Origin of the sequence: Cypionkella sp. (assembly GCF_034376685.1) — a bacterium.
GTDB lineage: Bacteria > Pseudomonadota > Alphaproteobacteria > Rhodobacterales > Rhodobacteraceae > Cypionkella.
The window spans coordinates 1-9,627 of the sequence record NZ_JAXMJJ010000053.1; the positions used below are offsets into that span (position 1 = coordinate 1).

15 protein-coding genes and 1 pseudogene are annotated in these 9,627 nt (G+C 60.3%); 2 read left to right on the forward strand and 14 right to left on the reverse strand.

Annotation, left to right across the window (positions count from 1 at the left end; all coding sequences use genetic code 11):
• Nucleotides 1-345 precede the first annotated feature (345 nt).
• On the forward strand, nucleotides 346-696 hold the full coding sequence (locus U1A24_RS10885; protein ID WP_322321997.1) for a metalloregulator ArsR/SmtB family transcription factor: 351 nt from the start codon (nucleotides 346-348) through the stop codon (nucleotides 694-696).
• Between the two features lie 243 nt (nucleotides 697-939).
• Complete coding sequence (locus U1A24_RS10890; protein ID WP_322321998.1) at nucleotides 940-1,107, forward strand: hypothetical protein; 168 nt, start codon at nucleotides 940-942, stop codon at nucleotides 1,105-1,107.
• Here the strand turns inward: U1A24_RS10890 and U1A24_RS10895 are convergent.
• The 14 genes and pseudogenes from U1A24_RS10895 to U1A24_RS10960 all read right to left on the reverse strand — a co-directional run.
• Nucleotides 1,076-1,885: a division plane positioning ATPase MipZ gene (locus U1A24_RS10895; RefSeq protein ID WP_322321999.1), complete on the reverse strand. Its 810-nt coding sequence runs from the start codon at nucleotides 1,883-1,885 to the stop codon at nucleotides 1,076-1,078. The two genes, U1A24_RS10890 and U1A24_RS10895, sit on opposite strands and share 32 nt — an antisense overlap.
• Nucleotides 1,886-1,957: 72 nt before the next feature.
• The gene (locus U1A24_RS10900; protein WP_322322000.1) at nucleotides 1,958-2,386 is read right to left on the reverse strand and encodes a hypothetical protein; all 429 of its coding nucleotides are present in this window, start codon (nucleotides 2,384-2,386) and stop codon (nucleotides 1,958-1,960) included.
• Between the two features lie 97 nt (nucleotides 2,387-2,483).
• Nucleotides 2,484-2,705 carry a 50S ribosomal protein L31 gene (gene rpmE / locus U1A24_RS10905; protein ID WP_284323977.1) on the reverse strand — a complete coding sequence of 74 codons (222 nt, stop codon included), beginning with the start codon at nucleotides 2,703-2,705 and terminating at the stop codon, nucleotides 2,484-2,486.
• An 11-nt stretch (nucleotides 2,706-2,716) separates the two neighbouring features.
• The gene (gene rplS, locus U1A24_RS10910) at nucleotides 2,717-3,091 is read right to left on the reverse strand and encodes a 50S ribosomal protein L19 (protein ID WP_322322001.1); all 375 of its coding nucleotides are present in this window, start codon (nucleotides 3,089-3,091) and stop codon (nucleotides 2,717-2,719) included.
• A 455-nt stretch (nucleotides 3,092-3,546) separates the two neighbouring features.
• Nucleotides 3,547-4,380, reverse strand: coding sequence for a tRNA (guanosine(37)-N1)-methyltransferase TrmD (gene trmD, locus U1A24_RS10915; RefSeq protein ID WP_322322002.1), 834 nt, complete (start codon nucleotides 4,378-4,380; stop codon nucleotides 3,547-3,549).
• 109 nt (nucleotides 4,381-4,489) lie between these two features.
• Nucleotides 4,490-5,392 (reverse strand): hypothetical protein, encoded by a 903-nt coding sequence (locus U1A24_RS10920; protein ID WP_322322003.1) that lies wholly within the window; start codon nucleotides 5,390-5,392, stop codon nucleotides 4,490-4,492.
• A 43-nt stretch (nucleotides 5,393-5,435) separates the two neighbouring features.
• Complete coding sequence (rimM, locus tag U1A24_RS10925; RefSeq protein ID WP_322322004.1) at nucleotides 5,436-5,945, reverse strand: ribosome maturation factor RimM; 510 nt, start codon at nucleotides 5,943-5,945, stop codon at nucleotides 5,436-5,438.
• An 87-nt stretch (nucleotides 5,946-6,032) separates the two neighbouring features.
• The gene (gene rpsP, locus U1A24_RS10930) at nucleotides 6,033-6,386 is read right to left on the reverse strand and encodes a 30S ribosomal protein S16 (RefSeq protein WP_322322005.1); all 354 of its coding nucleotides are present in this window, start codon (nucleotides 6,384-6,386) and stop codon (nucleotides 6,033-6,035) included.
• Between the two features lie 42 nt (nucleotides 6,387-6,428).
• Nucleotides 6,429-6,725, reverse strand: coding sequence for a chorismate mutase (locus U1A24_RS10935; RefSeq protein WP_322322006.1), 297 nt, complete (start codon nucleotides 6,723-6,725; stop codon nucleotides 6,429-6,431).
• Nucleotides 6,722-7,252: a GNAT family N-acetyltransferase gene (locus U1A24_RS10940; protein WP_322322007.1), complete on the reverse strand. Its 531-nt coding sequence runs from the start codon at nucleotides 7,250-7,252 to the stop codon at nucleotides 6,722-6,724. Before U1A24_RS10940 ends, U1A24_RS10935 begins: the two co-directional genes overlap by 4 nt.
• Complete coding sequence (locus tag U1A24_RS10945; protein ID WP_322322008.1) at nucleotides 7,249-7,785, reverse strand: GNAT family N-acetyltransferase; 537 nt, start codon at nucleotides 7,783-7,785, stop codon at nucleotides 7,249-7,251. The genes U1A24_RS10940 and U1A24_RS10945 overlap by 4 nt, the downstream gene beginning before the upstream one ends.
• On the reverse strand, nucleotides 7,782-8,330 hold the full coding sequence (locus tag U1A24_RS10950; RefSeq protein ID WP_322322009.1) for a GNAT family N-acetyltransferase: 549 nt from the start codon (nucleotides 8,328-8,330) through the stop codon (nucleotides 7,782-7,784). Before U1A24_RS10950 ends, U1A24_RS10945 begins: the two co-directional genes overlap by 4 nt.
• Nucleotides 8,327-8,893: a demethoxyubiquinone hydroxylase family protein gene (locus U1A24_RS10955; RefSeq protein WP_322322010.1), complete on the reverse strand. Its 567-nt coding sequence runs from the start codon at nucleotides 8,891-8,893 to the stop codon at nucleotides 8,327-8,329. The genes U1A24_RS10950 and U1A24_RS10955 overlap by 4 nt, the downstream gene beginning before the upstream one ends.
• Nucleotides 8,890-9,627, reverse strand: a pseudogene (locus U1A24_RS10960) (signal recognition particle protein); the annotation flags it as partial. The gene U1A24_RS10955 and the pseudogene U1A24_RS10960, both read right to left, overlap by 4 nt.

Below are 9,627 nucleotides of genomic sequence, written 5' to 3' on the forward strand. Positions count from 1 at the left end.
CTCTAACACCATCCGCCAGGCCAGTTGGGCCTGATACTGGCGGTCATCTTGGGTGCTTGCTTTCGGCGCAATCGCGCCTTTTGCCTGTTCGATCCGCTTTTCCAGCGCCGCAAGGCGTTCACGATCTGCGTCCGACACCACGGCAAAGCCCCCAGATGGTTGAGGCGATACCTACGGATTGGGGGGCGATGAGTCAAGCAGGGAAACTTTCGGATATGACTTTGATTTCGTTGTTATTTTCTATCGAGGATTAGAAAGCGCCCCCGTTATTTCTCCGTAATTGCGACACCTTGCATATTCAACCATTTGGTTGACGATCCTGTGAGGGCTTGTGATAGTCGCCGCATGGTAGCCAATCTCGACATCGTATTTTCCGCCCTTGCCGATCCGACGCGGCGGGCGATTTTGGCGATGCTGCTGGAAGATGACATGGCCGTCACGGATGTGGCCGAGCCGTTTCAGATGAGCCTGACCGCGATCTCCAAGCATCTGGGCATTCTCGCCGAGGCAGGATTGATCAGCCGGGAAAAGCGCGGGCGGGTGATCTGGTGCAAGCTGGAGCCGGACGCGATGCGCAGCGCCAGCGTTTGGATGCAGGGCTTCGGTCAGTTTGAGCCCGTCGATCTCGACGCGTTCGAGCGGTTTCTGGAGGGCGAGCTGGCGGAGGATGACTCAGCCACCGATACGCAGCGCTAGCGCGAAGTTTATGCGCTGTGGTGTCGGGGATGTCCCTTGATGTAGCGCGGCGGATCGGCGGTAATGCGGTGGTCTGCGTGGCGTGATCTCAGCACGCGCCAACCGGCGCGCGACACGCGCAAAAAGGAAACCCACTGTTTCCTGCTCTGCCAAATCGGCCTGAAACCAACGCTTCTCTGTCATTTTCCCGCCGCGTTTCAACTCCAGATTGGGCTCATCGAAACTAAGCCGCAGGAGACTACCATGAAATTCGGATACGCCCTGTTCGCCCGGTTTGGCCTGTTCGCCCGTAAGGCCGAGGCAGGACCAGATATGTTCGACATGCGGCTGGAGCGCACCCGCACCCGTGAGGCGCGCCGCGAAGCCCAACCAATGCTGTTCAAAACGAGACTGTCACCCCTGGCAGCTTAAGCTCTTTCATCAGATCGCGTAGCTCTTGCCGAGCGGCGATGTTGGACAAGTTCAGCTGATCCACCCCGGTATCCTTCAGATCCAGCAGGGTCAGGCCGCGCGGGAACAGTTCACGAAAGATCACCCGCTCGGAAAAACCGGGCGAGACCCGGAAGCCAATGCGTTTGGAAAGCTCTTCCAAAGCCGCGCCGACCTTCTTCTTGTTATGCATCTGCTGCGCGCCCAAACGGTTCCGCAGCACGATCCAGTCGATGGGCTTCAGGCCGGCTTGCGCCCGCAATTGCCGCGCATTCCACACCATTTCGGAATAGATCGACGGGCCTTTGACCTTGCCCGTTTCGGCATCAACGCGGGCCAACAGATCGAAGTCGATGAAGCTGTCGTTCAAGGGCGTGATCAACGTATCGGCAAGACTGTGCGCCACCTGAGAAAGCCGGGTATGGCTGCCGGGGCAGTCGATCAGGATGAAATCCGACACCGCCTCCAGTTGCGCCACAGCGGCAGAGAGGCGTGCATCAAAAGCATTCTCGCCGCTGGCCAGACTGCCGGCTTCAATCTCGGGCAGATCGCGGTAATCCGGGGTCGGCAGATCAAGATTGGTGCGTGCGAGGAAAGCGCGGCGGTTCTCGACATAGCGACCAAAGCTTTTCTGCCGCAGATCGAGATCCAAAGCGCCAACGCGATGCCCCATCCGGCACAAAGCCGTCGCCACATGCATACAGGTGGTGGATTTCCCCGAGCCACCCTTTTCGTTGCCGACAACGATGATATGCGCCATGCCGCGTCCCCTTTGGTCTTTCGTGCTTCCTATACGGTTAGCGACAGAAAGGGGAAGCGGGAAGTGGCGTTATCACGAGGTGGGGGCTGCGTTCGGGCACCGGATGTGTGGCGCGATACAGCGCGCGTCGGGCCAATCAGTGCGCCCCCAACAATAGCCATCAAAGCCTTGCACCGGGCGCATCACCCAGACCACCGGCGCCCCCGCATCGGTCAGCCGCGATTCACCATCCAGCGCCATGATGATGCCAACCGCATTGCTGCCCTGCACGGTATACTCGGCAAAGCTGACCCATGCGCCATCATAGCCAAGAATATCACTCTGCCATTCAAAGCGCGCACGCTGGTTATTCTCGAAAAAACTAACCCGATGCGGATTGGATTTGCAGTCCATCGTCTCATTGAATGGCACGCCATATTCGCCAGCAAGGCTGCGAAAGAAATCCGTCTCGGCCCAAGCGGGATTGGCCAAGAGCAAAAGAGCGCAGAGCAGGCGGATCATCAGCAATCTCTCGTAAGGTCGCCTGATGGTAACCGGCTGCGCGCAAATGAAAAGGGCGCATCCGAAGATGCGCCCTTTGTCTTGCAGCGGTTTGGATTCAGAAACCCAGACCAGCGTATTTATTCTTGAACTTCGACACGCGGCCACCGGTGTCCATCAGTTTGGCCGAGCCACCGGTCCAGGCCGGGTGGGCCAGCGGATCGATGTCGAGCGCCATTTGGTCGCCCTCTTTGCCCCAGGTGGTTTTGGTCTGGAACAGGGTGCCATCGGTCATTTTGACGTTGATGGTGTGATAGTCGGGGTGAATTCCGTCTTTCATCGCTCTGCTCCTTACTCGGCTTTGGGTTTGTAGTTGGTGTCTTCGACGATCCGGGCCGATTTGCCGCGACGATCGCGCAGGTAATACAGCTTGGCGCGACGCACGCGGCCACGGCGGACCACTTCGATGCTGTCGATGTTGGTCGAATACAGCGGGAACACACGCTCCACACCTTCGCCGAACGAAATCTTGCGGACGGTGAACGAGGCAGAGATGGTTGCGCCACCTTTGCGGGCGATCACGACGCCTTCGTAGTTCTGCACGCGCGAGCGGGTGCCCTCGGTGACTTTGTAGCCGACTTTCACGGTATCACCGGCTTTGAAGTCCGGGATTTTCTTGCCGAGCGCAGCGATCTGCTCGGCTTCAATGATGGCGATCAAGTTCATCGCAGTTCCTTTGTTTGCAGGGTTATCCCCGACGTGATGCAGCCGTAGAGCTTCTGGTCTTCGATCGGGTCGCCACAGAATCTGTGACCCCGCCAGAGATGCGGCTCGCGTTTTGTAGTCCGAATTTCGGGCCAGACTTGCGGAAGAAGGCAAGGATTGCGGCCAAAAGGAATCGGGCCCGATGGGCTTTTGACCCCGGACTACGGGCGTATAGGGTTTGTGGCGGGATGGGTCAAGAGGCCTTGGGTGTCCACGTGTGGACAGGGGTGGCGCTTATATAAAATCAATGGGTTAGCATGGGGTCGGTAAGGATTTGTTAAGGTTTGGACTACTGCACTGTCGAAGCCTCCGGCTCTCCGGAACTCAAGAATTCCGCTCTGGATATTTGAGCACAGAGGATGCCCTTCAGATTTGCTCTTTTCGAAATACTCCCCGCGGAGCGTTCGACCGATCTCTCAGGCCTTCCGGCGCAGATAGGCTTGCCACAGATCAGGCCGCCGGGTTTTGGTGATATCTTCGGCCTGCGCTTGCCGCCATTTCGCGATGGCGGCGTGGTTGCCGGATTGCAGCACTTCCGGGATCGGCAGATCGTTCCAGACGGCGGGGCGGGTGTATTGGGGATGCTCTAGCAAGCCGTCGGAGAAGGATTCTTCGACCGTAGACTCATGATTTCCCAGCACTTTCGGCAGCAGACGAACTGTGGCGTCGATCAGCGCGGTGGCCGCGATCTCGCCGCCGGTCAGGACGAAATCCCCAAGCGAAACTTCTTCGATATCGTGATGATCCAGCAGGCGCTGGTCGACGCCTTCAAAGCGGCCGCACAGCATCGTGATGCCATCACAGGCGGCAAAGCGGCGGGCCATCGCCTGATTGAACGGTTTGCCGCGCGGAGACAGGTAGATCACCGGCCAGCGATTGCGGTCGCGCGGGGTGTGTTGGGCGGCATCGGTCAAGGCGGCGTCCAGCACATCGGCGCGCAGCACCATACCAGCGCCGCCGCCTGCGGGGGTGTCATCGACATTCAGGTGTTTGCCCTGCCCAAAGCTGCGCAGATTGATCACATCCAGCGCCCAGAGGCCCAGATCAAGCGCCTTGCCGGTCAGCGAAATGCCCAGAATACCGGGGAAGGCATCGGGCATCAGGGTGATGATCTTGGCGCGCCATGCGTCTTTGACGTGTAGCGGTTCCTCCATCAGATCACGCGGTTTCAGGCTGGCGCGGATCGAGATGCGGCCATGTGATTTGCTGGGGGGAGTGTCGCTGGGCGGGGTTTCGGGTGTGTCGGTCATATCTGCTTTTAGCCTGCTGGCCCTGCCCCCGCTAGGGCGTTTGCGTTGCCGCAGACAGGCCGAAGTTGCGGGCGCTTTCTGCTATGCTGGTCGACCGAAACGCGCGTCCTTAGGCCAAGCCATCTTCGGGTTGCGCCGCGTTGGTGGCGTCGATCAACTCACGCAGCGGGGCTTCGGCTTCGGTGTTGTCATATTTGGCGGCAAGCTCGGTCAGGTAATCGACGCTGGGACACTTGCCCCAGAGATCAGGATCTTCATCCAAGGCGGCGGTCAGCCGATGGGCGAACAAGGCGATCAGGCTGGGATCGGCGGGCAGCAGGCCAAGCGCCATCGTCGGGCCATCACCGGGCACAATCTCGGCCAGTCGGCCATCGGTGGCGTGCAGGATCAAAGCAATGGTTTCGGCGCGGTTGGCCTTATGATCGCGGAGGCGTTCAAACAGCGCGCTGCGGATATGAGCGTCCTCGGCATGGGCGGACAGCGCCACCAGATGCTGTGCCACCACGTTCGGCTGGGTTTCATCTGGAAGATCGGCCAAGGGGGCGATCATCCGGCGAGCGGCTTCCAGCCCGGCTTCCCCCACGGTGGTTTCGGGATGCGAGATAGTGCGGATCGCTTCATCCAGAAAGTTGTTCATCTCATTGGCCTGCCACGGATCCCAGATCATCCGGGCCAAGGGGATCGACAGGAAGGAAATCGCAATCGGCAGGATGGCCCCATAGGGCGGCACAAAGCCCAAGGCCCCGCCAATGCCGCGCCCTGCGCCAAACAGCAGCGCCACGAACAGCAGTTGAATGGCGGCGTTGCTGAACAGCGTGGCCCAGGCCTGATACTGCGTCCATTCATGGAACTGGCGCGGCCAGGTCTGCGGGCGCAGGATGAAATGCCAGAGCAGGAACAACAGCGTGAAGACCGGCACCAGCGGCCAGCCATAGCCACCCAAGCCTGCCATCAGCGGCCCTATGTAGAGGAGTGCGGTCGCACCCATCAGCCATCGCATACGGTTGTGCATGTCGCCCCCATTGCCCGCGCGCAGAGTGGCGCGGGCGCGGGGTTTAGTCCAGCCCTTCGGGGGGATCGACGATGATGCGGCCGGCGGTCAGATCGACGGTGGGAACGGCTGCGAGGGTGAAGGGCAGAAGCAGTCCGGATTTCAGGCCGGGGCCTGCGATTTCGATCAGATCGCCCGCGCCGTGGTTATGCACCGCTTGCACGCGACCAAGCTCTTTGCCGCCGGTGTCAAATGCCGCAAGGCCGATCAGATCGGCATGGTAGAATTCATCATCGGGCAGGTGGGGAAGTTTTTTCTTGTCAACATAAAGGCTTATGCCTTTCAGGGCATCAGCCTGCTCTTTGGTTTCCACGCCTGCGATGCGGGCACCAAGACCGCCTGCGACGGGGCGGGTCAGTTTGATTTTATAGGTTGTTTGGCCGTCTTCGCTGTAAAGCGGGCCGTAAGAGGCGATGGCCTCGGGGTCGGTGCAGAAGCTTTTCAGCCGCACTTCGCCTTGCACGCCGAAAGAGCCTGCGATGGCGCCGACGCAGATATGGTCTGGGTTGGGCATTTGGCTCTCCTGTAGAAAAGCGGCCCCCTGGGGCGCGAATTTTCTGTGAAAATTCCGCCTTGGGGGCCGCCAGTGTTTCAGTGTCGATTATTCAGCAGCCGGTGCTTCTGCACGAGCGGCTTTCTTTTTCGCCAGTTCGGTCATGCGTTTGCCCGGGACGGCCGATTTCGGGTTCGAGCGGACCTTTTTGGTCAACACGCCAGCAGCTTCCAGCATACGCGCGATACGGTCGGTCGGCTGTGCGCCTTGACCCAGCCAGTATTGCACGCGCTCCATGTTCATTTTCACGCGCTCTTCGCTGTCTTTCGCCAAGAGCGGGTTATAGGTGCCCAGCTTTTCCAGGAAGCGGCCATCGCGCGGGTTGCGGCTGTCGGTGGCAACGATGGAATAGTGCGGGCGCTTTTTAGAACCACCACGGGCGAGGCGAATTTTCATGGACATAGTGTAGTCTCCTTGGGTTTGGTTGGAACCGCGTTTCTGCGGTTATTTCTGAAGTTGTTCGTGATGCCTGATGACTTCCGAGATGATGAAGGTCAGGAATTTCTTGGCGAATTCGGGGTCGAGGTCGGCTTCTTTCGAAAGCCACTCCAGCCGTTCGATCTGACGCGCTTCGCGGGTGGGATCGGACGGGGGAAGATCGTGTTCGGCTTTCAGGCGGCCCACGGCTTGGGTGCGCTTGAAGCGTTCAGCAAGGGTGTAGACCAGGATCGCATCGAGACGGTCGATGGATTCGCGGTGGTCTTTCAGCACCTCGGCAGCGCGGAAGATGGCGTCGGTCATTGCAAGGTCTCCGGTGCTGGATGGCGCCAGATCTGGCTGGCACCGAAGGTTTCATGGATGAAGGTGCCGTCGCGGGTGCAGCCCATGCGTTGAGCAAGGGCTTGGCTGCGATGGTTGGCTTCTGCAATCAGGCTGATGGCGGTTTTCCAGCCGAGGCTGTCATAGGCAAAGCGGCGGGTGGCGAGGGCGGCTTCATGGGCGAGACCGCGGCCTTCGGCTTCGGGTGCCCAGATCGACCAACCGAGTTCCGGCTCGGGCCAGCCTTCGGGGAACCACGGGCCGGCCATGCCGAGGGCTGCGTCGGTGGTTTTGTCGGCGAGGACGAACATCGAATAGCCGCGATGCAGCCAATGCCCGGTCAGATGACCAAAGCTGCGCCATGCCAGCGCACGGCTGACTGGGCCGCCGATGTATTGTGCGCGCGGCGAGGCGAGGAAACTGGCCATCACCTCAAAATCAGCGGTCTTCGGGCCGCGCAGGCGCAGGTTTGCGGTCTCGATCACTGGGATGCCCGTCAGTTCGATCATGCCAGCCCCCGCAAATTGTGGCGGATCACCACGTCGGTGGGGTCTGCGCCGGGGGCATCGGTTTGCACGCCACCGAGCCGCAGGCCAAGCGCGATGGAGCGGGCGTTACCGGGGTCGATGTAGTTGTCGATATGGTCCCAGCCGAAGGTTCTATGCGCCCAAGCCATCACGGCGCGCGCGCCTTCGGCGGCAAGACCGCGGCCTTCGGCGTGATCGACCACATACCAGCCGAGTTCGGGTTCGGGATAGCCCAAGGGTTGGTAGACACCGACTTCACCGAGATATTCCCCAGTCAAACGATCCTCCATCGAGAACGGACCAAAGCCCATCAGCGGCCATTGCGCCACTTCGGAAGCGAAGATTTTCCACGCTTGCTCGGCAGCAAAGGGGCCGCCCTCCCAGACCGCACGGTCCGAAGCGTAGAAGGCTTGGCGATGCGCGAAGTCTTCATAGCGTGGCATCCGCAGGCGCAGGCGTTCGGTTTCGATGACCGGAGCGGTGGTGTGGGCGATATGCTGCGGGCGGGTGATCATGCGGCACCCCCGGCGTGATGACGCCAAGTCTGGGTTGGCTCATCGCCATAGGGGTGGGCTGCGGTGGGGTCGACAACAGCCCCCATCCGCGCCAGCAACTGGTGCGAGCGGTGGTTGGTAGGATCGGTATGGCTGACAGCGGTGCGATGGCCCGAGGTGGCAAAGAACCAATCGCGCGCCGCCATAGCCGCCTCAAACGCCAGCCCTTGACCTTCGTCCGTGGCGTTCCACAGGCTCCAGCCCAGTTCGGGCTCGGGGTGGGTATCTGGATAGAACGGGCCGATGCCGCCGATACCATCATCCGAGCCTTTGCGGGTAACGGTGAACAGGCTGAAGCCGTGTTTGGCCCATTGATCCAGCAAGCCCTGAAACTCGGCCGCTGTTTCCTCAGCAGTCCACGGCCCACCCATCAAACGCGACCGCTCAGATGCCCAGAACGCGGTGCTGGCAGGAAGATCACCGATATGCGGCAGGCGCAGCACAAGACGCGCGGTCTCAAGGACCGGCGCTGCCTGCGAACTGCCATGCTGGAACCGATAGGTCATGCGGCCCCCGCAAGATCACGCAGCATTTGCGACGATTCGCCCCAAGTCGACAGCCACACCACCATCGACACAGAGGCGCGGACCAATGCCCCGAACGCACTGGTCACGGCATTGTCGTGGGTCTTCTCGCTGCGAGCGAGGTCAAGATGGCCTTCTTCTTCCGCCTGAATACCCATGATCAGCGCATGGAGGTCGCCGTCACGCGACTTCAGCCATTCCAACTGATCTGTCAGGTGGTGATGCACGGTTTCTTCAACCGCTTCAGTGCAGACCCAGATCAAATTCGGCCCAAACAAAGTTGAGACAGCGCCCAGCACCCAGCCGCCCATGCTCCACAGATACATCGCCCGACATGGGCGACCATTCCGCGCCGACAAAGCCGCGCGGAACTGGCGGCAATGCTCCACTTCATGCGCTTTCAACTGCGACAAAGGCAGCACAAGACGCGGCCACAACAGCCGACAAACAGCGATCTGCGCGCCGTAAATGCGAATCGCGCCGTATTCTCCGGCGTGATTGACACGGGCGATCCTGATCGCGGAAAGGCGGTCGGCGGGTATCATTTCTTCTTCATCAACCCCGAGAGGCTGGAGGGCAGCGAAAGGCCGCGCGGCATGCCGGGGAAGCCGCCGCCCATGCCGAGGCCTTGCTTCATACCTTTGGCGGCTTCTTCCATCTGCGCGGGCGACATGTTGGCGAGATCGGGCATGCCTTTGCCGCCGATCATCTGCTTGATGGCATTCTTCATCATGCCGCCTTTGCCCATTTTCTTCATCATATCGGCCATTTGCTTGTGCTGTTTCAGAAGCTTATTGACTTCTGAAACCTCAAGCCCAGCACCTGCGGCGATGCGCTTCTTGCGGCTGGCGGCCAACAGATCGGGGTTGGCGCGTTCTTTCTTGGTCATCGAATTGACCAAGGCGATCTGGTGGGTCAGCATTTTGTCATTGAAACCAGCGGCTTCGGCCTTTTTTGCCATGCCGCCCATGCCCGGCATCATGCCCATCAGGCCCTGCATGCCGCCCATTTTCTGCATCTGCTCAAGCTGGGATTTCAGATCGTTCATGTTGAACAGACCCTTAGCGAAGCGTTTCGCCATGCGCTCGGCTTGTTCCGCCTCAAAGGTTTCGCGGGCCTTTTCGACCAGTGCGACGATGTCGCCCATGCCAAGGATGCGGCCTGCGACGCGTTCAGCCTCAAACGTCTCCAGCGCGTCCATTTTCTCGCCAAGACCGACGAAGCGGATCGGCTTGCCGGTGACGGCGCGCATCGACAGGGCCGCACCGCCGCGACCGTC

What these genes read in the sequence shown, in the direction of transcription:
- rimM (WP_322322004.1), bottom strand. Translation starts at nt 5,945, where the DNA reads ATGCCCAACCCAGACCATATCTGCGTCGGCGCCATCGCAGGCTCTTTC.
- U1A24_RS10900 (WP_322322000.1), bottom strand. Translation starts at nt 2,386, where the DNA reads ATGATCCGCCTGCTCTGCGCTCTTTTGCTCTTGGCCAATCCCGCTTGG.
- rplS (WP_322322001.1), bottom strand. Translation starts at nt 3,091, where the DNA reads ATGAACTTGATCGCCATCATTGAAGCCGAGCAGATCGCTGCGCTCGGC.
- rpmE (WP_284323977.1), bottom strand. Translation starts at nt 2,705, where the DNA reads ATGAAAGACGGAATTCACCCCGACTATCACACCATCAACGTCAAAATG.
- U1A24_RS10945 (WP_322322008.1), bottom strand. Translation starts at nt 7,785, where the DNA reads ATGATCACCCGCCCGCAGCATATCGCCCACACCACCGCTCCGGTCATC.
- U1A24_RS10935 (WP_322322006.1), bottom strand. Translation starts at nt 6,725, where the DNA reads ATGACCGACGCCATCTTCCGCGCTGCCGAGGTGCTGAAAGACCACCGC.
- U1A24_RS10885 (WP_322321997.1), top strand. Translation starts at nt 346, where the DNA reads ATGGTAGCCAATCTCGACATCGTATTTTCCGCCCTTGCCGATCCGACG.
- U1A24_RS10890 (WP_322321998.1), top strand. Translation starts at nt 940, where the DNA reads ATGAAATTCGGATACGCCCTGTTCGCCCGGTTTGGCCTGTTCGCCCGT.
- U1A24_RS10895 (WP_322321999.1), bottom strand. Translation starts at nt 1,885, where the DNA reads ATGGCGCATATCATCGTTGTCGGCAACGAAAAGGGTGGCTCGGGGAAA.
- U1A24_RS10920 (WP_322322003.1), bottom strand. Translation starts at nt 5,392, where the DNA reads ATGCACAACCGTATGCGATGGCTGATGGGTGCGACCGCACTCCTCTAC.
- U1A24_RS10940 (WP_322322007.1), bottom strand. Translation starts at nt 7,252, where the DNA reads ATGATCGAACTGACGGGCATCCCAGTGATCGAGACCGCAAACCTGCGC.
- trmD (WP_322322002.1), bottom strand. Translation starts at nt 4,380, where the DNA reads ATGACCGACACACCCGAAACCCCGCCCAGCGACACTCCCCCCAGCAAA.
- U1A24_RS10955 (WP_322322010.1), bottom strand. Translation starts at nt 8,893, where the DNA reads ATGATACCCGCCGACCGCCTTTCCGCGATCAGGATCGCCCGTGTCAAT.
- U1A24_RS10950 (WP_322322009.1), bottom strand. Translation starts at nt 8,330, where the DNA reads ATGACCTATCGGTTCCAGCATGGCAGTTCGCAGGCAGCGCCGGTCCTT.
- rpsP (WP_322322005.1), bottom strand. Translation starts at nt 6,386, where the DNA reads ATGTCCATGAAAATTCGCCTCGCCCGTGGTGGTTCTAAAAAGCGCCCG.